The organism is Aliikangiella marina (assembly GCF_007004765.1).
Lineage (GTDB): Bacteria > Pseudomonadota > Gammaproteobacteria > Enterobacterales > Kangiellaceae > Aliikangiella > Aliikangiella marina.
Map to the genome: position 1 here is coordinate 461560 of NZ_VIKR01000003.1, position 24372 is coordinate 485931.

The following is a 24372-nucleotide window of genomic DNA, read 5'->3' on the forward strand; positions in this document are numbered from 1 at the left end:
AACACTAGATTCAAGAAAGCCCCCGCTTCGAAAGAACCGGGGGCTTTTTTTAGGCTTGAAGAAAATAAGATTAAACAACTAAAAAAATATTTGAGGAAAAAACAGTGGAACCTACTTGCAATTGTTTGGCAGATAACATCAAGCATTGTTTGTCGTCACAAATACTTAGCCAGTTGTATACAACGGGAGAATGCAGTCGATGAACGGCGCACAGTTAACCTTGGATATTTTAAAGCAGCACGGTGTAAGCTGTATTTTTGGTTATCCTGGTGGGGCGATTATGCCTGTTTATGATGCCTTGTTCGAAAGCGAGATAACCCATTATCTATGTCGTCAAGAACAAGGTGCGGCTTTCTCTGCATTAGGTTACGCCAAGTCGACGGGTAAAGTTGGTGTGTGTATGGCAACTTCCGGTCCCGGTGTGACGAATTTAATCACAGGTTTAGCTGACGCGACGGCCGACTCTGTCCCGGTTGTTGCAATCACCGGACAAGTCCCAACCGCGTTGATGGGGACCGATGCTTTTCAAGAAGTCGATGTTTTAGGTTTATCCTTAGCCGTTACTAAACATGCATTTCAAGTAACCGATGTTAATGAATTAGAAAAAACATTGCACCAAGCGTTTGAAATCGCTTCAAGTGGGAGACCCGGTGCTGTTGTGGTCGATATCCCCAAAGATATCCAAATCAGCGAAGTCAATCCGCAATTGGTTTTGCTTGAATCAAGTTCATTGCCTGAACCGAGCAGTGATTCAATTCTCGCGGCAAAACAATTAATTACTCAAGCGCACAAGCCGATCCTTTATGTTGGAGGCGGCGTTGCGTTGGGAAATGCGGTGGAAGAGCTTAACTTTTTGGCCAAAACTACTGGCATACCAAGTGTGTCGACGCTTAAGGGTTTAGGTACAGTTGATCCAACGGATGAAAATTATTTGGGCATGCTGGGAATGCACGGTACTAAGGCCGCCAATTTATCAGTACAAGAGTGTGATTTGTTGTTAGCAATAGGTGCGCGCTTTGATGATCGAGTTACTGGAAAATTGGCTGAGTTTGCACCGCATGCCAAGGTCATTCACCTCGATGTTGATCCCGCAGAAGTGAGTAAATTACGTAAGCCTGATGTTTCCCTGTTAGGCGATTTCAAACACAGTATTCCCGCATTAGCTAGAGGGCTAGCTGTTAGAACAGAAGTGGATGCGTGGCGCAACGAATGTCGGTTGAAAAAAGCCAAGTATGCTTTTGAATATACCATGGAAGGTACTGAGTATGAGCAGCAAATTGATGCACGTGCTTTATTGCATCGTCTCAGTGCCATCATGCCCAATAACACCGTTGTGACGACTGATGTCGGACAACATCAAATGTGGGTTGCGCAACACATGCAGTTCACTCATCCGCAAAACTTTTTAACCAGTGGTGCACTTGGCACCATGGGGTATGGATTACCCGCTGCAATAGGCGCACAAATAGCTAGACCTGAAGATTGTGTTATCGCGGTCAGTGGCGACGGCTCGTTTATGATGAATGTTCAAGAGCTAGGGACCATAAAACGATTTAATTTACCGGTAAAAGTATTACTGATTGATAACACTAAGCTTGGCATGGTTCGTCAATGGCAGCGGCTATTTTTCGAGAAACGTTTTAGTGAAACCGATCTGTCGGATAACCCTGACTTTATTCAGTTAGCCAACTCTTTTGATATTCCAGGACAAACCATTAACCGCGCTCAAGATGTTGAGCAAGGATTACAGCGAATGCTGCAATCATCGGGACCTTATTTACTCCATGTAAAAATTAATGAAGACCAAAACGTATGGCCACTTGTGCCACCAAATACTGCAAACCAAGCCATGTTGGAGGGTTAGACCATGAAGCAACACCATTTAAAAATCAAAGCCAGTAATCACCCGACTTTATTAGAACAACTTTTACGCGTAGTTCGATTTCGAGGGTTTAATGTTGACCATATTGCGATGAACGTTTTACCGCAAGAGCAGATGGTTGATATTTCAGTGAATGTTAAGAGTCAACGACCGATTCATTTGTTGGAAAGCCAATTGAAGAAGCTTGTGACCGTTGACCAAGTTTATGTTGAAGAAAACTACGCAGCACAAGCGAGTTTTTAATTATTAAAAGTGATCGTTCACGCTTAGACAAGAATGGCCGAAAGAGAGGAAATCACCGTGGCAAATTCGACACCGGAAAATATATGGTTTAATGGTAAGTTATGTCCTTGGCAAGATGCTCAAGTTCATGTGTTAACGCATGCAATACATTATGGTTCTTCGGTTTTTGAAGGGATCCGAGTGTATGAAACGCCGCGAGGTCCTCAAGTTTTTCGTCTGCAAGATCATGTGCAGCGTTTATTTGATTCGGCAAAAATCTATCGCATGAACATTCCTTTTTCTCAACAAGAAATTATCGATGGGTGTAAGGCTGCTGTTGCCTCCAATAACCTTAACAGCGCTTACCTTAGGCCCATCGCTTTTTATGGCGATGTCGGGCTTGGTTTGACGCCACCTGATGTCCCCGTTCAAGTGGCGATCGCGGCTTTCGAATGGGGGGCATATTTAGGTGAAGATGGTCTGGCAAATGGTGTTGATGTTTGCGTGTCTTCCTGGTCTCGGTTAGCACCTAACACAATGCCAACCGGTGCGAAAGCCGGTGGTAACTATTTATCATCACAATTGATCTCTATGGAAGCAAAGCGTCACGGTTATCATGAAGGCATTGCGATGGACATTAATGGCATGATCAGTGAAGGTGCCGGCGAAAATTTATTTGTTGTTCGCAAAAATGTTATTTACACACCACCACTATCTGGATGCATTTTGCCCGGATTAACCCGTGATACGGTGATGCAATTTGCAAAGGCTATGGACTTGGAAGTTCGCGAAGAATGTATTGCGAGAGAGTCGCTATATTTAGCTGATGAAATATTTATGACAGGCACTGCTGCAGAAATTGTCCCTGTTCGAAGTGTCGATCGGATTACTATTGGCGATGGTAAGCGAGGCCCAATCGCGGCCAGCATGCAGCAAAAGTTTTTTGGTTTGTTTAGTGGTAAAACGATCGATGAGTGGGGCTGGTTAGAGCCAGTTAAATCATCTGAACAAACTAAACCGCAACTGGTGGAACAGGAATTAAAAGTCAATGCCTAAACTACGTTCAGCTACCAGCACCCAGGGGCGTCGAATGGCCGGCGCGAGAGCTCTCTGGCGTGCCACGGGAATGAAAGAAACCGATTTTGGAAAGCCGATTATAGCGGTCGTGAATTCTTATACTCAATTCGTTCCAGGTCATGTTCACCTTGCCCCCATTGGTGAACTGGTTGCGGAACAAATTCAGCAAGCAGGCGGTGTTGCTCGAGAATTTAATACTATTGCGATCGATGATGGTATCGCGATGGGACATGATGGCATGCTCTATTCGTTGCCCTCGCGCGACCTCATTGCTGATTCAGTTGAATACATGGTCAATGCTCACTGTGCCGATGCGATGGTTTGTATTTCTAATTGTGACAAAATTACTCCGGGTATGTTGATGGCCGCGATGCGCTTGAATATCCCCGTTATTTTTGTTTCGGGTGGACCGATGGAAGCGGGTAAAACCGCATTGAGTGATCAGTTAATAAAATTGGATTTGGTTGATGCCATGGTTCAATCGGTGGATGACTCCAAATCAGACGAAGAAGTAAAACAAGTAGAGGAATCTGCATGCCCAACTTGTGGTTCTTGTTCCGGCATGTTTACCGCTAATTCAATGAACTGTTTAACCGAAGCATTGGGATTAGCTTTACCGGGTAATGGTTCGGTATTAGCAACTCATTCCGATCGAAGAACATTATTTGAAACAGCAGGACGTAAAATTGTTGAGTTTTGTCATCGTTATTATCATAAGGATGACGACTCAGTTTTACCGCGTAGTATAGCCACTAAAGCTGCGTTTGAAAACGCAATGGTTCTTGATATTGCCATGGGCGGTTCGACCAATACGGTATTACATCTGCTTGCCGCAGCTCAAGAAGCGGGTGTTGATTTTGATATGACGGATATCGATCGACTATCACGTGAAGTCCCTCACTTATGCAAAGTCGCGCCGTCGGGCAATCAATATCATATGGAAGATGTTCATCGAGCGGGTGGTGTTGTTGGAATTTTAGGTGAGTTGGCGCGGGGTAATCTTTTACACACAGAATGCTTAAATGTTGCCGAGGGCACACTAGCTAATACGATTGCAAAGTGGGATGTCAAAGTGACTGAAAATGCGCAAGTCAAAACGTTTTTTAAAGCCGGCCCTGCCGGGATTAGAACGACCAAGGCAATGAGCCAGTCATGTCGTTACGATACGCTTGATGATGATCGTCAAGAGGGTTGCATTAGGACCGTCGAAAATGCCTACCGTAAGGATGGCGGCCTGGCAATCTTAAAAGGTAACCTAGCGACTAAAGGGTGTATTGTGAAAACTGCAGGCGTCGCGGACGCTTGTTTGACTTTTGAAGGACCTGCCAGAGTTTTTGAAAGCCAGGACTCAGCAGTAGACGCCATTATCAATGATCAGATCAAAGAAGGGGATGTTGTCGTTATTCGTTATGAAGGCCCAAAAGGGGGACCCGGCATGCAAGAAATGTTGTACCCCACCAGTTACTTAAAAGGTAAAGGACTGGGAGAAAAATGTGCATTGATAACGGATGGCAGGTTTTCTGGTGGAACTTCTGGTTTATCCATTGGGCACATCTCTCCGGAAGCGGCCAATCAAGGTGAAATTGGCTTAGTGGAAGAAGGTGATACGATTTTTATCGATATACCCACCCGAGAAATTACGCTAAAAGTTTCTACCGATGAATTGGCGCAACGACGAGAAAAGCAAAATCAGTGTGGCTGGTTTCCTGCTGAAACACGACCGAGAAAAGTTTCAGCAGCTTTGAAGGCCTATGCTTTGCTTGCGACTAGTGCGGACCAAGGTGCGATAAGAGATTTGAGTCAATTGAAATAATAATGTTGTGAGTAGTTCCCCTAAATTTTCTGGCCGCTACTCAAGTTTGAGGATATTCAGATGCATCTAGCATCCAATACAAAAAAACAAATCGACAGCATGGATTACCTGCGACGAGTGCTATTGGCCCCAGTTTATGATGTAGCTAAAGAAACTGAGTTGAGTTTCTTAAGCCGATTATCAAAAGAGCACAACAACCACATTTTTTTAAAAAGAGAAGATCAACAACCTGTTCACTCATTTAAGTTACGTGGTGCTTACAATCGACTAGCCAATTTAGATAGCGTAAGGAAAGCACAAGGTGTGGTTGCGGCTTCAGCCGGTAATCATGCTCAAGGTGTCGCCTTGTCTGCGCAACAATTAGGTATTAAAGCGACCATTGTAATGCCGATAACAACGCCTGAAATAAAGGCGCAAAGTGTCAAACGACTGGGAGCTGATGTTCAATTACAGGGGAAGAATTTTAGTGAAGCCAATAGTTTTGCTATCGATATGGCAGAAAGACAAAATGCCGTTTTTATTCCACCATTTGACGATAAGGATGTAATCGCGGGTCAAGGAACTGTCGGTAAAGAATTATTGCAACAACTTCCCGACGCTGATGTCGTATTTGTTCCGGTCGGTGGTGGGGGGCTATTAGCGGGTATCGCTGTTTATTTAAAACAGTTAAACCCGGCGATTAAAATTATCGGTGTCGAAGCTGAGGATTCAGCTTGTTTAAGTGCGGCCCTTGAGCAAGGTAAGCCAGTTGATTTACCGCAAGTGGGGTTGTTTGCAGATGGTGTCGCGGTTAAGCGAATCGGTGAAGAAACATACCCATTGATTCAGCAGTTTTGCGATCAAGTGATGACCGTTTCGAATGATGAAATATGCGGTGCAATAAAAGAAATTTTTGAGCATACACGAGTTATTGCCGAGCCTGCTGGTGCATTGTCATTAGCCGGTTGTATTCGATACACACAAACTAGCAAGGGTGGAGAGAAGTTAGTCACCATTTTAAGCGGCGCTAATATGAACTTTCATACATTACGCTATGTATCGGAGCGCTGTGAACTCGCGGAGAAAAAAGAAGCCGTGTTATCGGTAACTATCCCGGAAGAGAGAGGAAGCTTTAAACGGTTTTGTCAGATTATTGGTGGAAAAGTAATCACCGAATTTAACTATCGTTACTCGCATAAGGATTCCGCGAACATATTTGTTGGCGTGAAACTGACACAAGGTGAACAAGAGCTTAATCGGTTAAAGGAACAGTTACAGGCGCATTACTCAATTGAGGATTTTACCGACAATGAGCTCGCTAAGTTACATGTTCGTTATATGGTGGGTGGACAAAGTCCTGTAAAACTATCGGAGCGAGTTTTCCAATTTGAATTTCCTGAATACCCTGGTGCACTAGAGAAATTTTTAGAGACACTTGGTGAGGACTGGAATATCACGCTGTTTCATTACCGTAATCACGGCAGTGCTATCGGTCAAGTTTTAGCGGGATTTGATGTTCCAGACATTCAGGAATTAGACTTCTTTAGACATTTAAAAGCGTTAGATTATAGTTTTCAGGAAGAAACCCATAATCCTGCATTTCAGTTATTTCTTTAGTTAATCAGCAGCGCATTTTGCGTTTTAAAGTTAACACCGCATCGCTTGAGAAAAGCTTGGTGATTCTCAATTTCAGTGTGATCGATATTGCCTTGCTGAGGATGGTTGTGATCAAGTGCGGGGAAAAAGCCATATCCGGCTAATAATATTCGCCACGAGTCTACGGGAAAATATCCAGCTATGTTTTGTTGAATAATTTCTGGTTCAATATCATGGCCCAATGCACCTGTCCAGCTTTGCAAGATGCGAGTGAGTGACTCTGATATTTTCGGGTTATTTGCGTTGTCTAACCAATATTGTGTATCGGTTCTCGTATTTAAACGATAGTGAGCGACAATGTAATCTCGAACGCCTTCGAATCGATTATTAATAGTGTCATTAAACTGAGATTGGAACTGATTGGTAAAATTGCCTTTTTCAAATTGAATTATAAACTCTAGAATTGTTGCTTGAACTAGGTGCAGTGCAGTAGCTTCCAATGGTTCAATAAATCCTTGAGACAAGCCAATGGCAAGACAGTTTTTTGACCAGTGCTGAGAAACGCGACCCACTTTCATTTTCAAGTGTCGAGCACCGATATCACTATCGAGTAGATTCAGTTTTTTTCTTAGCTCTGTTTCGGCTGATGTTTGATCGCAATAAGCGCTACTATAGACATAACCGTTGCCAGTGCGATGCTGTAGTGGAATGTCCCACGCCCAACCATGTTGGAGAGCGGTGCTCACTGTTTCTGAATTGATGGTTTTGTTTGCTGGAGTCGGTATGACGACTGCCGAATCGTTAAACAGGTTATCTGAAAAAGAAATGAAGGGAATTTGTAATTTCTTTTGAATCAAAAATCCCACGAACCCCGTACAATCAATAAAAAAATCTGCATTGATTTGAGTGTTTTCTTCAGTGACTAGTGTGCTGATCATACCATTGTTATTGAGTAGAGCATCCGTCACCTTAGCTTGTATATGTCCAATCCCTCTCAGCCGAGCGATTTCAGCCAGATATTGTCCAAGTAACCCTGAGTCAAAATGATAACCATAGGCATTCTCCAGCGGAAAGTGATACGGCGCTATTGGGCCCTTTTTTTCCATGGCGAGTTGAGACTGAATGAAAAATTTATCCGGATGAACTTCTACGTCGATTCCGTGCCGTCGGATATGGAGCTGTTTAGCAAATAAATCAGAACTAAACTTGTCAACTTGTGAAGGAAAGGGATGACGGTAGCTTTCGAATCCAGGTTGCGTTGACCAGTTATCAAAGCGAATTCCAACCTTATAGGTCGCTTGACATTGCGGCATCCACTCTGATTCTTTTATTTCAATGTCATCGAAAAAATTCTTTAGTGAAGGGGTTGAGCCTTCTCCCACACCAATGATGCCAATGTCAGCTGACTCGATTAAACTCACTTTAATGTTTTTATTTTTCCAGCGATGATTTAAATACAAAGCTGTCATCCAGCCGGCTGTCCCACCACCCAGTATTGCAATTTTAAACGGCTTATCCAAACGCAATAGGTACTCACTTTGTTTAGCATGTAAGCCTATCAAACTTGATCTTAAGTTTAATAGCAAGGCCAATTAAAAAATTAAATAAAAATAATGCTAAAAAGTTGAGTGACTGGCAGCTGATGTTTCTAGTTGTTAAGAAAAATATTGAAATGGTAACAAAAGAATTGAATAAAAATAATTTAACTGTTTTGTTTTTTTTGTATGCAATTAGTTGGAAATTTATTTTTGGTGTTTCAATTTATTTCAAGCTGTTTCGCGAAATAGGTAGATGTTAATGAGCTTATTGAATTTATCTTGAATAGAAGTTGAATCAATAAATTCAAGTTGTTTTATCATTCAATTTTTCTTCTTATGAAAGGGACGATAGTTTCCAGCGCAGCGTTGTCTATCGGAAAATAAAAACGCCTACTAGCTAAGTTATCTCAGAAATAATAACTGGTAGAAATTTAAATAAATAACCTAAGGGAATGTTTATGAAAGACGAAACGATAAGTCTTAAATCATCTCTACTTCGAAATGCAATTCGCTCGGCATTAGCACTAAGCGCCATAGCGACATTTAATATAAATGCGGTTTACGCGGCCGAAGAAGAGGAAGTTGATGATGAGGCGACAAGAATAACGGTTACGGGTTCTCGAATTAGACGCGACTCATTCGCAAGTCCATCACCGATTCAAGTGCTGTCAGCCGATGATGCATTAAAGGCAGGTATCAATAACATATCGGATATGTTGCAAAAGGTCACCTTGGCAAATGGTCCACAAATTGACGCAACCATTAATACTAACTCAGGTAACTCAAACGCAACGGAAGCGCCGCCTGCTGGTGGTGTTGGTTCACGCAACGTCGGCTTGAGAGGGTTAGGTGCAGAGCGAACTTTAATTTTGATTAACGGTCGACGTTTGGGGGCTTCTGGTGTCCGAGGGGCGCCGAGTCAACCTGACTTGAGTTTAATTCCATTTGATATGGTTGAACGTGTTGAAGTTCTCTCTGATTCTGCTTCGGCTATTTACGGTGCGGATGCTGTCGCAGGTGTCGTTAATATTATTCTCAAAAAGAATATGGAAGGGGTAAAAATCAGTGCAAATTTCTCAGCGCCCGATGATCCTGGTGGTGAAACTAGACAAGTTTCATTTGTGACTGGCGCTGAAAGTGATCGAACGACTTTCATTTTTGGGGGGGAGTTTTATGATAGAGAAAGGATTTCTACTGGTAGTCGAGTTGATTGTGTGAGACGTAGAGAGATCAATACCGACACCAACGAAATCTACAGCTATTGTTATAACGGATTTCCAGATAACACCCTCATTGCGCCAGCGACTGCAGGCGCGGGTCAACATGGGAGTGTATGGAATTTTTATACACCGGGACAATCGAATGTACTTAATGGCGTTACTGGTTTGCCTGTTCCTAACTGGAGTGGCAGCGCGAATATTCCGCCACCAAGTTTTGGATATGCGCCCTTCTTAGATGATCCTACTGGCAATGATCGATTCAGATTAAATCCTGATTACAATGATAATTACGATAGAATGCGATCTGATTTAGTCCAACCATTACAGCGCTTCTCTCTTGTTGCAAGCGGAACTTGGCGGCCTGAGTGGGGGCAAGATAATGGTACGGAAATTTTTTATGACACTTCTTACTTCCATCGTAATCTGAACAATCGAGCGACCGCGGAACAGTTATATCCAGTAGTCCCCGGGTTTATCCCGCAAGAAAATGGCAATGGTGGTTTATTGCAAAATCCTGATGGCTCTCTCGATCTTAGTGCTCAAAATCCATTGAACCCGTTTGGATTCGATGTTTTGCCCGTGGTTACGTTAGATGATTTAAAACAAGATCGGGAAGTTGAATTGGATCATTTCCGCTTTGGTTTTGGATTTCGAGGAGATTTGCCGTTTGATTGGGCGAAAGAAAAAGGTTGGAATTATGAAGTTGCCGCTAGCTATGATCGTGGCGACGGTGTTGCAACCCAACCGGCAATGAACGAAAACCATCTGATTTTTGCAATGGAAACATTACGTCTTGATGCCGATGGTAATTTAGTCTGTGGTATTGAAACGGTGGTTAACAATGGTATTGGCGGAATTATCAAACCGGAATCTTGTGTACCCATCGATTGGTTAAATCCATCGCTTTACACTCAAGGCGGTGCGAGTGCTGGATCTTTTTCTACTCAAGCTGAGCGTGATTATTTAATTGGTGAGCGGGTAAACCGCACTGTGGTCGAGCAATCAATCATTTCTGGTTTTGTAACCGGCGATTTATTTAGTTTTGATAATGGTGGAACGGCCAGTTTAGTGTTGGGGATGGAATATCGCAAAGATACGATTGACTCGCAAGTTGATTTTCTTGGACAAAACGGTTTAATCGTCGCTGAAAATCCGGCTACTGAGGGTATCACCGCAGGTAGTCGCTCGGTGCAAGAGGTTTTTTCTGAATTAAGTTTACCGATTCTCTCCGGTGTTGAAGGCGCAGAAGAACTCACCTTAGACCTGGCGGTCCGTTTTACCGATGAGTCCAATTTTGGTGATGAAACCACTGAGCGCGTGAGATTAACTTATGCACCGGTGGATTGGATGTCATTTAGTACTGCCTATGGAACTTCTTTCCGCGCGCCAAACTTGCGCGAGCAATATTTAGGTGATCAGTTTGGAGGTACAGCTGGCGGCAATGATCCTTGTAATGTCAATAATGCGGGACCCGGTTGGGATGGCACCAATTATGATCCCAACTTAGATACGCGCTCGGCAACGGTACTGGCTAACTGTAATGCCGATGGTGTCGATCCAACACAGTTGGGTACCCTGGGCACGACGACAATTCCAGTGAGAACTGGGGGGAACGTGAGCGATCTCAGACCGGAAACTGCGGAGCAGCTGACATTTACTTTTAAAGCGGCGCCTGTTGACACGGCTGACTACAGCTTTGATTTCGCGATAACTTATTTTGATATCTTAATCGAAGATACGATTCAAGCGTTGGATCCTGCGTTCATTTTGACCCGTTGTTATAACGACTTGCCCAATTTAGCCAGTCCATTCTGTGGTCGCGTTGGTGTGAGAGATCAAGCCGTTGCTGGAAGTGCAAGATTCCCGAATGATGTCGATGCTTCATTTGTTAACATTGGTGAACAAACCTCGGTTGGTTACGATATCAATACTCGTTTTCAAGTTAATTTTGATGATGTGATGGGGGAGTCGGCTAGTTTAGTTTGGGGCACTCAAATCACGTTGCAAGATGAATTGACCACGACCATTATCGAAGATCCAACATTGTTCAATAACGGTACTGATGATTTGCTAGGGACTTTTGGAAATCCAGAAACTCGTGCGGTGACTTCTTTGTCATTTAATCGCGGTGATTGGACTTATACCTATAGTGGTCGTTATGTTTCTGAAACAGAAATCTTCATTCGAGACCCGTCAACTTCAGCATCGACTTGTTTGCTGAGCAATGCTGCGCCTTCGACGCGCATTACAGGCGCACCGAATGTTATTCGTGATTGTGTTGCAGAATCGAAATTCTACTCTGACATATCTGTGACTTGGTCACCAGATGAGACTTTTGTGGCAACAGTTGGCGTTACTAATATCGGTGATGTACAGCCTGCACAAGTGTCTGCTGGGCTAGGTTCTGACCGCGCCGGTAGGATGGTCGCTGCGGGATATGATCAGATAGGACGCTCGCTATTTGCCAATTTGTCTTATAAATTCTAACTCTTTGAATTATTGAGTTTTTTTAAAAACGGAACTGCTTGCCAGCCCTGGTAAGCAGTTTTTTATTACCCTCGCCAAGGTTTTCTCCACGATTTAAACAGGCTGTGACGTTATTGGCCTGGTTATTTTCTTAGCGTCAGCTCACTGATTATCGACGGATTAAAACCAAAGCAGCCAGTCGTCCCATTGAACGAACAGATTTAAGGATTTCTCAATATTGTTGTTGATGGTCGTTAATTTGCCGTTTTTATTCCGCTTTTTTCTTTAGCTGACTAGCAAAAGCCGTTAAAATTGCGCCAACTAATCTCTGTAGCATAAAGCCAACGGCTTGAGAGCTTTGATATTGAGGCGTTGCTGCGGATAGACCAAGAAATAGAGAAGTTGTTAATGACGCAAGAGTATAACCATAGTCAGGTAGAATCATCAGTCCAGCAGATCTGGAATGAGAATCAGGTGTTTAAAGCGGTAAAAGATACCAGCAAAGAAAAGTATTACTGTTTATCAATGCTGCCATATCCGAGTGGTCGATTACATATGGGCCATGTAAGAAACTACACCATAGGTGATGTTATTTCTCGTTATCAGCGAATGTTAGGCAAAAACGTACTCCAACCAATGGGCTGGGATGCGTTTGGTTTGCCTGCGGAAAATGCGGCAATAAAAAACAAAGCCCAACCTAGCGAATGGACTAAAGAAAACATCGCCTACATGAAAAAGCAATTGCAGAGCTTGGGCTTTGCTTATGATTGGGATAGAGAAGTCACTACCTGCGAGCCAGAATATTATAAGTGGGAACAGTGGTTTTTTACTCAGTTAATTGAGAAAGGGTTAGCTTACAAGAAAAAGTCAGCTGTCAATTGGTGCCCAAACGATGAAACAGTTTTAGCCAATGAACAGGTTCATGACGGTTTATGTTGGCGCTGTGATACGCCGGTCGAAAAGAAAGAAATTGATCAATGGAATTTAAAAATAACTGCCTACGCTGAAGAATTGTTGGCAAGTATCGACAAGCTTGATGGATGGCCAGATAGCGTTAAAACGCAACAACGTAATTGGATTGGTCGATCAGAAGGCGTTGAGATGACGTTTAAACTGGCGGATAGTAACGACTCGGTATCTATTTACACTACCCGAGCAGACACGCTAATGGGAGTCACTTATGTTGCAGTTGCAGCTAAGCATCCGATTGCAGCGAAAGCTGCCCAGTCAAACCCTGAATTAGCAGCATTTATTGCTGAGTGCAACCAGTCGACAACCGCAGAAGCAGATATTGCCACCATGGAAAAGAAAGGCATGTCCACTGGCGTAAAAGCCATCCATCCGGTGACTGGCGATTTGGTTGATGTTTGGGTCGCCAATTTTGTCTTGATGGACTACGGTTCTGGCGCGGTGATGGCTGTTCCAGGCCACGATCAGCGGGACTGGGAGTTTGCCCACAAATACGGAATTGAAATTAAGCAAGTTATTCAGCCAAACGAAGGCAGCGACATTGAATGTGACTTGAGCAAGGCCGCGTTTACTGAAAAAGGCACACTAGTTAACTCGGGTGAATTTGATGGTCAAACTTCGGAGCAAGCACTTGAGTCGATTGCTGATTGGTTAGTTACCCAAGGGCTTGGCCAAAAACAAGTCAACTATCGAATGCGCGACTGGGGGGTGTCTCGCCAAAGATTTTGGGGAGCGCCTATTCCGATGGTGCGTTTGGAAACTGGCGAAATGGTCACTGCCAAAGAGTTCCCGGTAGAGCTGCCGACGCACTTGAGATTAGATGATGCGAATTCACCGCTTGTAGATAATCCTGATTTCCAGGATGTTGTGATTGACGGGGTTAAAGGAAAACGCGAAACAGATACATTTGATACCTTTATGGAGTCAAGTTGGTATTACGCCCGTTACACGACGCCGAATAGTCACGATGCAATGTTGGACAGTGAAGAAGCTAATTACTGGTTACCAGTAGATCAGTACATCGGCGGCATTGAGCATGCGACCATGCACTTGTTGTATTTTAGGTTCTTCCATAAGTTGATGCGTGATGCTGGCCTAGTCGATTCCGATGAACCTGCGACCAACCTATTAACTCAAGGTATGGTGTTATCCGAAACCTTCGTCACTAAAGATGAAAAAGGTGGCAAGCATTACCATACGATTGATGAAGTCGAAGTAGAAAAAGACAGTAAAGGTAAGGCGATTAAAGCAACATTGAAAGCGACGGGCGAAGAGGTCATTTTGGCTGGAATGGAGAAAATGTCCAAGTCAAAAATGAATGGTGTCGATCCACAGGCTTTGATCGATCAATTTGGTGCTGACACTGCACGCTTATACACCATGTTCGCTTCACCGCCAGAACAATCATTGGAATGGCGTGATGATGGCGTTCAAGGCGCGCATAAGTTTATAAAACGTCTATGGAAGCTGTATGTTGAGAACGCATTGATTGAAAAAACTGCGATTACTTTGGCTGATTTAAATAAAGAACAAAAAGCATTGTTTAGCAAGACTCATCAGACAATTGCTAAGGTCTCTGATGATTATGGTCGTCGTCATTCATTTAATACTGCGATTGCGGCCATTATGGAGTTAACCAATGCTATAGCTAAGTTTGAGGTTAGCAGCGAACAAGACGGTGCTGTTATAAAGTTTGCCTTAGATACTGCAGTATTATTATTGTCACCGGTTGCCCCGCATATGGCGCAGGCGCTTTGGCAAGCGGCAGGTTACCATAACCTGATCGTCGATGAGCCCTGGCCCGTACACGATGAGACGGCATTGGTGAAGGATGTAGTCACTATCGTATTGCAAGTCAACGGCAAGTTACGCGGAAAAATTGAAGTGGCTGCTGACGCATCGAAAGAAGAGATAGAAGCACTCGCCAAAGACGATGAAAACGTCGCCAAACATATTGAAGGTAAAACGATTCGTAAAGTTATCGTGGTGCCCGGCAGGTTGGTTAACATTGTGGCGAACTAATTATTGAATCTGAATCAATTGATGTTACTGAGTACTCAGCGAAAAGTCGGAATTAAAAACGCAGTCCTAGTCGGGCTGTGTATAATTTTGCTATCGGCTTGCGGTTTCAAGCTGCGAGGAGTTAATTCCATTCAATTGTCACAAAAGGCTATCTACATTGAATCCGAGTCGCCGTACGGTTTGCTAGAGAATTCATTGAAACGAGCATTCGAATCTTCAGGGGCAAACTTGACAAATTCACTCGATGAAGCAGAAGTTCTGTTAAAGCTCCATGCGCTTGAGTTTACTACTCAAGGGACAAGCCGTGACGCGACCGGTAGAGCGAACGAAATTATCTTACGGGCGAATTTGGCTTATGAATTGCGAACTGACCTATCGCGAAATGAAATTCCTGGGAATCAATTTTCAGCTGACGAGGCAGAGGTGCAAGCCAAGCCGTTATCGACGATGAAGGTGGCGAGAAGTTTTTATCAGAATTATCGCAATCCTGTGTCCGAACAAACGTTGCGCAAGCAAACAGAACAAGAAGTGATTGAGGAGCTTGTTCGTCGACTCACCTTGCAGGTTAACTGGCAGCTTAATAAATCAGCGACGAGTGTTGAATGAACTCATCTGCTACATCCATCAGTCCCATAAATATTGTGATTAGTGATGATCCATTGATGATGATGGAAGCTTGTGATTCGATTATAGAGCAAGCAAAAGCTGCAGGCGTGAGCGACAGAAAAGTCGTCGAGGTCGCAGATAAATTCAACTGGAATGAATTGCTAGCTGACTCAGGAAGCCTAAGTCTTTTCGCGGAAGTTAAGTTGACCGATATTCGATTTAGTAAACTGCCTAATAAAGAAGCGCAAAACGCCTTGGTCGAATTACTCGCAAGTGCTGACGTTGAAAATCAAATATTAATCCGTTTTCCAAAAGTTGAAAAGCGTCAAAAGAACACGAAATGGTTTAAATCAGTGGTTGAAAACGCACAGGTTCACGAGCTTTGGCCACCGAAACCCCATGAGTTTATTGGTTGGGTCAAGCAAAGAGCGCGTCAATATAATTTGGATGTTAGTAATGAAGCCTGCCAAATGTTGGCTGAACAAACCGAAGGAAATTTGCTCGCCGCAAAACAAAGCCTGGATAAGTTGGTGTTACTTTATTCGGATCAAACTGTTGGCATTGAAGAGTTGCGTCAGGTTACAACAGATAATGCCAAGTATTCAGTCTTTTTATGTTTAGATGAAGCGCTTGCCGGTAAAGGCGAGCGCGCAGTGAGAATGCTTAAGAAATTCGAGCAAGAAGCTGTTGCGCCGATTTCGATTTTAGTTAATTTAACCCGTGAAGTAGAGCTTTGCAAAAATACCGCATTAGCGGTGCAACAAGGTCAAACGGCAATGCAAGCACTGTCAAAAAGCTACCTATGGGATAGCAAGAAACGATTAATTTCTGCAGCGGTTAATCGATTGCCTGCGAGCATCTGGCAAAAACTGATCATCCGCTGTGCTTATCTTGATCGAATGATAAAAGGTCAAGAAAAAGGCAATGTTTGGCAAGAGTTAGAGTTAATTTTATGGATGATCAGTGGTCAGCGCATTTGGGGTAGGGTGAGTTGATGCGAAGAAAAATGTTAGCGCTATGAAGCGATCTGAGTGTGAATTTGTATTTGGTGGAACCTTTGATCCGGTTCACCTCGGACACCTAGAAATAGTTAAAAGCATTGGAGAGCTAGCACCATCTTGCAAAATTCGCCTGCTGCCTTGCGCGATTCCAGCGCTTAAGGGTAAGCCGCAAACTTCGTTTCAGCACCGGGTGAACATGCTTTCTTTGGTCGCTAAAGACTACCCTAACGTCAGCATTGACCAACGAGAATTTAAGCGTTGCGAAAAGTCCTACACATTGGACACGCTAGTCGAGCTACAAAGAGAAAGCTCGAACAAGCTTAATGTTTTTGTGATGGGGGCTGACTCCTTGGCGACTTTTGAAAGTTGGTACCGATGGCAGGAGATTAATCAGTTTTGTCATTTACTGATATTTAATCGCGCTGATAATAACGACTATCAGCTCGATAAGTTAGTTGCGGCGGCTGGTTTTAGTTTAGTTGATCATTTAGAGGATTTAACGAGTAAAGCGAGCGGCTTGGCCTTGTTACATACCATGCCCGATATGCCACAGGCTTCGAGTGAAATTAGAAAAGCGATTCAGGCGGGAATAGGGTTGGATTCCCTGCTTCCCCAGAGTGTTATAGAATATATCAGTAGAAATCATTTATACGAGAGCGAATAGACCGAATGCAAGGTGAAAAACTTAGAGACTTTATTGTTGACCAACTAGAAGAAATCAAAGCCCAAGATATTAAAATATTAGCTATCGGCGAAAAGTCGACAATTGCTGATTATATGGTTATATGCAGCGGTACTTCGAGCCGCCATGTTAAATCGATTGCAACCTTACTCATTAAAGAGCTCAAAGAAAGAGAGCAACCACCAATTGGTATTGAGGGCGAGGACGCCGCAGAATGGGTCTTGGTTGATACCGGAGACGTTATTGTACACATCATGATGCCAACAACTCGGGACTATTATCAGCTTGAAAAGTTGTGGGAATAAAGTTGTTTTAATCCCAGGTGGAGACGAGTATGTGCCTGCCAGTCACCTCTGATGTGGTTCGAAAATGAAAATTAAACTAATCGCTGTCGGAACCAAAATGCCCGATTGGGTAGAAAAAGCTTACCGCAACTACGCTCAGCGACTCCCCAAAGACTGCTCATTGGAACTTATTGAAATTCCAGCGGCCAAAAGAAGCAAGAACCAACAAGCCTCGCTTTGGATGGACAAAGAGGGGCAGCAGATCTTAAAAGTGATTGATACGAGTGATTGGGTGGTTGCATTAGATGTGAAAGGCAAAAATTGGAGTACTCAAGACTTAGCAGGGCAAATTACTCAGTGGCAACATATGGGGAATAACGTTTGTCTTTTAGTTGGCGGTCCTGATGGGTTAGCACCAGAATGCCTCGCTCGAGCAAACAGCCGGTGGTCACTTTCTGCATTAACCATGCCCCACCCACTAGTTCGAATCGTGCTGGCCGAGGCTATTTACCGAGCTTGGTCGGTCACGGTAAACCACCCTTATCACCGGGAGTAGTTTTTTTGTCGTTGCTAAATGCTTCCAGTCGTCAGAAAGGTTCGCGCTCGTTTAAAGATCACTATCTGGAGCGAAAGCTCCTTGTTAGCCGTGTTGTTATAGCTTTTGTTTTTGTCGTTTTGATGCTTATTGCGCTGGTCATGCGCAGCTGGTATCTCCAGGTTGTGAAGCATGAAGACTATCAAACTCGCTCAAATGACAATCGGATCAGTGTTCAGCCTATTGCACCTAAGCGCGGCTTGATTTTTGATCGTAATGGCGTTTTATTGGCGGAAAACCGCTCAGTATACTCACTGGAAATCATCCCAGAGCAAGTCGCTGACATTGACAATACCCTAGTAAAGCTTAAACAACTCGCTCTCATCGAAGAGAAACACCAAACTGCATTTAAATCAAAACTCAGGGGAATACGCCGCTTTAAAAGTGTTGTAGTCAAGTCGAGGCTCAATGAAGAAGAGGTGGCGGTATTTTCCGTCAACCGGCATCAATTTCCTGGTGTCAGGATTGAAGCGCGGTTGGTCAGACACTATCCATTTGGCGAAGAACTCGTTCATGCTCTGGGGTATGTCGGCCGGATTAATGACAGAGAGCTAGCGAGAATCGATCAGGCTAATTATCAAGCGACGCGTCATATCGGGAAAGTTGGTTTAGAGAAATTTTATGAGGATCATCTTCACGGCACTATTGGGTTTCGACGAGTCGAAACTGATGTTCAAGGTCGTGTAATAGGTGAGCCACTTTTTGAAAAACCGCCAGTTCCTGGTAACAACTTACGTTTATCAATCGATATCCGACTACAACAAGTCGCTGCTGAAGCGATGGGTGACTACCGCGGTTCGGTAGTGGCAATTGACCCCCGCAATGGCGAAATTCTTGCACTGGTCAGTAACCCGGGATACGACCCAAATGGTTTTGTTACTGGGATTTCGGTCAGTGACTATCAAAAATTAACTACTTCCAGTGATCGTCCTTTGTTCAATCGGGCATTAAGAGGGCTTTATTCTCCCGGTTCTGTCATTAAACCGCATCTTGGCTGGGTCGGGTTGGAAAGCAAGCTGATTACCACAAAAAGCACGGTCCCTGATCCTGGTTTTTGGATTATTCCTAATGAAGAGCAGAGACTTTACCGCGACTGGAAGAAAGATGGTCATGGTGAAGCTGTCGACCTGCGTTTGGCAATCGTGCAATCTTGTGACCCCTATTTTTACGATTTAGCGTACCGGATGGGGATAGATACACTTTCAAAATATATGCGAAGTTTCGGCTTTGGCCAATATACGGGGATTGATATGGGAGAAGAAGTCCCCGGCATTATGCCTTCCCGTGAATGGAAAAGAGCAGAAAGAAAAATGCCTTGGTTTCCTGGAGAAACAGTTATTACTGGGATCGGTCAAGGTTATTGGATATCGACGCCATTACAGATGGCAAATTCGATTGCCCAATTAGGGATTGGTGGAACTCGCTACAATTTGCATTTAGTTACTCATATACAGGATGGCGATAGCTGGAAAACAACGCCGATAGTCCCCGCAGAAAACCAGGCAGATTTTTCGAATAAAGACAATCTCAAGGCGGTTCAGAACGCAATGCGGCGGGTTAATCTGTATCCTTTGGGAACCGCAAAAACGGCCTTTAGTGGAGCGAAGTATACCTCAGCCGGAAAAACCGGTACGGTTCAATTGACCTCGCAGACCGAAGACTATGATGAAACTAAAGTTGAAGAGCAATATCGTGATAACGCGATGTATCTCGGATATGCACCGTTTGAGACGCCCGAAATTGCGCTCGCGGTGGTGGTAGAAAATGCCGGACACGGTGGCGACAAAGCTGCGCCGGTCGCACGAAAAGTACTCGATGAATATTTCCGGGCGCGTGACAACAAAACGGCTTCATTAAATCGGTCTGAGAAAGTGGGGCAATATGGCGTTAATTGATCGAGACCCTTCAGATCGTCGCGGCAAAAGTCTTGCGAGTCGGCTCCACCTTGATTTACCGCTTATTGCTGGGTTGCTTTTACTGGTTATTTTTGGACTGCTAGTGTTATACAGTGCGTCTGGAGAGAGCCAGGGACAGCTAAACCGTCAAGGCATCCGATTGGCCATCGCATTTTTAGCGATGTTTTTTATTGCTTGGATTCCACCACGCGTCTACCAAAAATGGACTCCGTTTATTTATGCAGCGGGTATTCTACTGTTACTTGCGGTTGTTTTTTTTGGTGAAAAAGGAAAAGGCGCACAGCGCTGGCTCGATCTCGGTTTTTTCCGCTTCCAACCCTCTGAAATTATGAAGCTTGCAGTTCCGATGATGCTGGCTTGGTATTTCAGCGAGCGCTCGTTACCGCCTAAATTAAGAGAGTTGTTTATCGCTGCGGTGTTAATTGCAGTGCCGACTTTGTTAATTATGATTCAACCTGACTTAGGCACTTCCATTCTTATCGCAAGCTCCGGCGGATTCATTATATTTTTAGCCGGAATAAAGTGGCGTGTGTTGCTGAGTTTTGCGCTGGTTGCGTTAGTTTATGCGCCCATCCACTGGTTTTATGTGATGCAAGGCTATCAGAAACAACGGGTGCTTACGTTTCTCGATCCAGAGAAGGACCCGTTGGGCAGTGGCTATCATATCATCCAGTCAAAAATTGCAATTGGCTCTGGCGGAATAAAGGGTAAAGGCTGGCTTGAAGGTACTCAGTCTCAACTAGAATTTTTACCGGAAAGAAACACTGACTTTATTTTTGCCGTGTTGGGAGAGGAGTTTGGGTTTTATGGCATCGTATTATTGCTCTCAATATACTTGTGGATTATCGGCAGAGGGTTTTATATTGCCGCACAGGCTCAAGACACTTATACGAGGTTATTAGCCGGCGCCATTACTTTGACATTTTTTGTTTATGTTTTTGTCAACATTGGCATGGTAACCGGCATTTTACCAGTGGTAGGATTACCTTTGCCGTTAGTGAGTTATGGCGGAACTTCGATGGTCACCATGATGGCTTCTTTCGGCATTTTAATGGGGATCCAAACGCATAAGAAATTACTGCCTGGTTAAAACTGTTATAACCAAGGTAAAAGCGGATTTGAACGCGGATAGTAACAATTTAGTTAATGACCTTTTATTGTCTACTTTACAAAGAGGACTCAATGAAAAAAAGTTGTTTAATATTGCTCTTAGGTTGGTTGTCTTTTTCTCTTTCTGCTACAAATTACACGCCCTTTGTGACTGATGCAGAAGCGAAAAAAGCTATCAAAACATTTGCTAAGGAAATGGCAGTCAAACACCAGTTTGATGAACAGCAACTTTTTCAACAGCTTTCTTCCATGGAGCATCGCCAAGATATCATTGAGCGAATTACCAAACCTGCTGAAGGTCTGCCTTGGCATCGCTATCGGACTATTTTTATAAAGGATAAGCGGATAGACCAAGGTGTTGAGTTTTGGAATAAGCATCAAGGTTTATTAAATCGCGCCTATGAAGAGTATGGCGTGGAGCCATCAATGATCGTCGGTATTATCGGCGTTGAGACTTTTTATGGTCGAATTCAAGGTAACTTCCCGGTATTAGAGGCATTACATACGTTGGGTTTTTACTACCCCAAACGTAGTAAATTCTTCCGTTCGGAATTAGCCCAATTCTTAATTTTAGCCCGTGATCAAGGTTGGCCTTTGGCGTCAATCAAGGGTTCATATGCAGGCGCGATGGGAATGGGACAATTCATTTCAAGTAGTTATCGAAATTTTGGTGTGGATTTTGATGGCGACGGAAAAATTAACCTGTTTGATAATCCGGCGGATATGATAGGTAGTGTTGCCAATTATTTTAAACGACACGGCTGGAAAGCAAACGGGTTTGTTGCTGAGCCAATTCAATTTCAAAAAGCTCACAAGCCGCTGCTACAAAAAGGCTTAAAGTTAAAGCACCAGCTAGCGGATCTTAAGGCAAAAAATATTGATACCAAAAAACTAGCCGGCAAAACTAAGAAAGTCGGTATATTTGCGTTTGAACAAACGAGTGGTGCTGACGAGCACTGGTTAGTCGGCGATAACTTTTATGCGATCACTCGTTATAATCATAGTGAATTGTATGCGTTAGCCGCTTTTCAACTGAGCGAGTTGATTCGTGAGAAACGTGAAGCACAACGGCAAAATGTGACTGAAGCAGTGGCAGGAAAGTAAGCTAAACGGTGAGTAATCAATATCATGCATGACACTCAATTATTACCAATAAATCGCTATGTCATCGGTATTTTAACCGTGTTGCTGTTATCTGGCTGTGTTTCCCTTTTCGAAGAAAAGGATGCGGCTCCGGTTGGTGGAATTGATTGGGCGAGAGTAAAGCAAGTAACTCCAAAGCCTGAGCCCAGAAGTCGTTACGGTAATCCGCCTTCTTACGAGCAAAATGGTATTACCTACACACTGCTGGCATCGGCCGATAATTACAAGCAAAAAGGCGTCGCTAGCTGGTATGGAACTAAGTTTCATGGGCGACGTACATCAAGTGGTGAAACCTATGATATGTTTAAAATGACTGCCGCCCACAAAACATTACCAATACCTGTTTATGCCAGAGTTAGAAATCTCGATAATGGTAAAGAAATCGTTGTAAAAATTAATGATAGGGGGCCTTTTGCCAAAAACCGTATTATTGATCTCTCTTATGCTGCAGCTCATGAACTTGGTATGGCCGAAGCGGGTACCGCAAATGTTGAAGTAGAAACTATCTCGTTTTCTGAAAGCCGAGCGACAAGAGTGGCCCGCTCTGAACAGCCAACCGATTCCGACCATAATCATGCAAATAAAAAGCGTTACGTGCAAGTGGGTGCTTACTCTAATCACAAAACTGCGCAAAAGCTAGCGAAAGTTCTGGATAGAGAAATTCGTTTGCCAGTGAAAATAACCAGTGTATGGAGCAACAAAAAGAAGCTCTATCGGGTTCGTATTGGCCCTGTGCCGAGCCAACAAACCGCCGAAGAGTTAGTCGCGACCCTAGATATTAAGGAACTCGGCAAACCAAAGATTGTCTACCAGTAAACCCTAAGTTTTAGACCTAACTAGAGAATGTCGTGAGGTCTATCGATTGGTTGTAAGCAGTGGTATAATCCTCCGCGTTTTTAAGGGGTTACGCGTGTTCTGATACTCAAGTTTTTGGGGCAGAATGCCCATTTTTCCTCGTTCAATATTTTTATTTAGTTCGGATCTACAATGCTCGACAATATCAGTAAGATAACAAAGTCATTAGTCATCATCTCGTTGCTTTTTACCTGCTTAGCTTTGCAAGCGGCAGTGCCCAGGGCGCCATCACTTACCGCAAAATCCTATGTGTTGATGGATTACGATAGCGGAAAAATTATCGCCCAGAGCAATCCTGATTTACCCGTTGGCCCTGCCAGTTTGACCAAAATGATGACCGGTTATGTGGTATCCCACGAATTAGAGGCGGGCAATATTTCTCGCGATGATATTGTCAAAATTAGCATGAATGCTTATGCACAAAACCCCGTTTTTGAGGGGAGCTCTTTGATGTGGCTTGAAGTTGGCAAAACCGTCAAATTGGGAGAGCTCATTAAAGGCTTAATCATTTCGTCCGGCAATGATGCCGCGGTTGCCTTAGCGGAACATGTTGCGGGTTCCGAAAGTGCTTTCACCGATTTGATGAATCACCACGCAAAAAAGCTTGGCATGAATGACACTTTTTTCGAGAACGCCCATGGCCTTTCTGCGACTCAGCAGAAAACCACTGCTCGAGACATGGCAATATTAGGTATGGCGCTCATCAGAGATTTTCCTCACGAGTATGAGCTCTACAAGCAACGTTCTTATACCTACAATAATATCCAGACCTATAACCGCCATCCATTGCTGGCTGACCCGAGCCTTAATGTCGATGGTATTAAAACCGGCCACACCAAAAAAGCGGGTTACTGTCTTGTGAGTTCAGCGACTAAGGACTCGATGCGGTTAATTTCAGTGGTAATGGGAACTGACAGTAAACAAACGAGAAAAGTCGAGAGTAAGAAACTTTTATCCTATGGATTTCGGTTTTTTGAAACTGTGCGCCCCTTGGAAGCGGGCAAAGTTTTGCACAAGCCGCGCATCTGGATGGGAGAAAGTGATGAAGTTGAGTTGGGGATTGCTGAGGATATTTTCGTTACCATTCCCCGTAATTCGGATTTAAAAGCGCAGTATGTAGTTGAAAAAGACTTAAGTGCCCCAATTAAAAAGGGCCAAATAGCAGGTAAAGTATTTTTCATGATTGGTAAGGAAACCGTGGCAGAGCATCCATTGGTAGCTTTGCATGATGTAGAAGAAGCGGGCTTTTTCGGGCGTATGTCAGACTCAGTGAGTCAATGGTTTGATTCTTTGTTCGAGTAATTCGCTTTACTTTACATCTGAGTTGAAACTTTGAAAACGCAGGCTATTCAGCCTGCGTTGTCGTTTATAAAGGTTAACTAGCTAGACGTTGAAT

18 protein-coding genes are annotated in these 24372 nt (G+C 43.8%); 17 read left to right on the forward strand and 1 reads right to left on the reverse strand.

Annotated elements, in window-relative coordinates; translation table 11 throughout:
* Nucleotides 1-199 precede the first annotated feature (199 nt).
* From ilvG to ilvA, 5 genes are read left to right on the forward strand one after another with little or no spacing between them, the layout of a single operon-like run.
* Nucleotides 200-1864 carry an acetolactate synthase 2 catalytic subunit gene (gene ilvG / locus FLL45_RS13955; RefSeq protein WP_142942669.1) on the forward strand — a complete coding sequence of 555 codons (1665 nt, stop codon included), beginning with the start codon at nt 200-202 and terminating at the stop codon, nt 1862-1864.
* A 3-nt stretch (nt 1865-1867) separates the two neighbouring features.
* Entirely contained in the window at nt 1868-2125 is a 258-nt protein-coding gene (ilvM, locus tag FLL45_RS13960) for an acetolactate synthase 2 small subunit (protein ID WP_142942670.1), read from the forward strand.
* 57 nt (nt 2126-2182) lie between these two features.
* The gene (locus tag FLL45_RS13965; protein WP_246075830.1) at nt 2183-3160 is read left to right on the forward strand and encodes a branched-chain amino acid transaminase; all 978 of its coding nucleotides are present in this window, start codon (nt 2183-2185) and stop codon (nt 3158-3160) included.
* Complete coding sequence (gene ilvD, locus FLL45_RS13970; RefSeq protein ID WP_142942672.1) at nt 3153-4994, forward strand: dihydroxy-acid dehydratase; 1842 nt, start codon at nt 3153-3155, stop codon at nt 4992-4994. Before FLL45_RS13965 ends, ilvD begins: the two co-directional genes overlap by 8 nt.
* A gap of 60 nt (nt 4995-5054) precedes the next feature.
* Nucleotides 5055-6590, forward strand: a complete 1536-nt coding sequence (gene ilvA / locus FLL45_RS13975; protein WP_142942673.1) for a threonine ammonia-lyase, biosynthetic — start codon at nt 5055-5057, stop codon at nt 6588-6590.
* On the opposite strand, the gene FLL45_RS13980 is transcribed toward ilvA, so the two are convergent.
* Nucleotides 6587-8131, reverse strand: coding sequence for a tryptophan halogenase family protein (locus FLL45_RS13980; RefSeq protein WP_210247189.1), 1545 nt, complete (start codon nt 8129-8131; stop codon nt 6587-6589). The two genes, ilvA and FLL45_RS13980, sit on opposite strands and share 4 nt — an antisense overlap.
* 434 nt (nt 8132-8565) lie before the next feature.
* Between FLL45_RS13980 and FLL45_RS13985 the strand changes: the two genes are divergently transcribed.
* The 12 genes from FLL45_RS13985 (at nt 8566) to FLL45_RS14040 (ending at nt 24278) form a co-directional block, all read left to right on the forward strand.
* Nucleotides 8566-11814, forward strand: coding sequence for a TonB-dependent receptor domain-containing protein (locus FLL45_RS13985; protein ID WP_185964463.1), 3249 nt, complete (start codon nt 8566-8568; stop codon nt 11812-11814).
* Between the two features lie 387 nt (nt 11815-12201).
* Nucleotides 12202-14784: a leucine--tRNA ligase gene (gene leuS, locus FLL45_RS13990; protein ID WP_142942675.1), complete on the forward strand. Its 2583-nt coding sequence runs from the start codon at nt 12202-12204 to the stop codon at nt 14782-14784.
* Nucleotides 14785-14805: 21 nt separating this feature from the next.
* Nucleotides 14806-15390: an LPS-assembly lipoprotein LptE gene (locus FLL45_RS13995; RefSeq protein ID WP_342778762.1), complete on the forward strand. Its 585-nt coding sequence runs from the start codon at nt 14806-14808 to the stop codon at nt 15388-15390.
* On the forward strand, nt 15387-16385 hold the full coding sequence (gene holA / locus FLL45_RS14000; RefSeq protein WP_142942677.1) for a DNA polymerase III subunit delta: 999 nt from the start codon (nt 15387-15389) through the stop codon (nt 16383-16385). The genes FLL45_RS13995 and holA overlap by 4 nt, the downstream gene beginning before the upstream one ends.
* Nucleotides 16386-16407: 22 nt before the next feature.
* Complete coding sequence (nadD, locus tag FLL45_RS14005; protein WP_142942678.1) at nt 16408-17055, forward strand: nicotinate (nicotinamide) nucleotide adenylyltransferase; 648 nt, start codon at nt 16408-16410, stop codon at nt 17053-17055.
* A 5-nt stretch (nt 17056-17060) separates the two neighbouring features.
* Nucleotides 17061-17378 (forward strand): ribosome silencing factor, encoded by a 318-nt coding sequence (gene rsfS, locus FLL45_RS14010; RefSeq protein ID WP_142942679.1) that lies wholly within the window; start codon nt 17061-17063, stop codon nt 17376-17378.
* A 64-nt stretch (nt 17379-17442) separates the two neighbouring features.
* Nucleotides 17443-17913, forward strand: a complete 471-nt coding sequence (gene rlmH, locus FLL45_RS14015; RefSeq protein ID WP_142942680.1) for a 23S rRNA (pseudouridine(1915)-N(3))-methyltransferase RlmH — start codon at nt 17443-17445, stop codon at nt 17911-17913.
* 5 nt (nt 17914-17918) lie between these two features.
* Entirely contained in the window at nt 17919-19847 is a 1929-nt protein-coding gene (gene mrdA / locus FLL45_RS14020) for a penicillin-binding protein 2 (protein WP_210247190.1), read from the forward strand.
* A complete protein-coding gene (rodA, locus tag FLL45_RS14025; RefSeq protein WP_142942681.1) occupies nt 19834-20958 on the forward strand; it encodes a rod shape-determining protein RodA in 1125 nt (374 codons plus the stop codon). Before mrdA ends, rodA begins: the two co-directional genes overlap by 14 nt.
* Before the next feature lie 92 nt (nt 20959-21050).
* Nucleotides 21051-22082, forward strand: a complete 1032-nt coding sequence (gene mltB / locus FLL45_RS14030; RefSeq protein WP_185964465.1) for a lytic murein transglycosylase B — start codon at nt 21051-21053, stop codon at nt 22080-22082.
* 24 nt (nt 22083-22106) lie between these two features.
* Nucleotides 22107-22937: a septal ring lytic transglycosylase RlpA family protein gene (locus tag FLL45_RS14035; RefSeq protein WP_142942683.1), complete on the forward strand. Its 831-nt coding sequence runs from the start codon at nt 22107-22109 to the stop codon at nt 22935-22937.
* Between the two features lie 171 nt (nt 22938-23108).
* Nucleotides 23109-24278: a D-alanyl-D-alanine carboxypeptidase family protein gene (locus FLL45_RS14040; RefSeq protein WP_142942684.1), complete on the forward strand. Its 1170-nt coding sequence runs from the start codon at nt 23109-23111 to the stop codon at nt 24276-24278.
* The last annotated feature ends 94 nt before the right edge of the window (nt 24279-24372 follow it).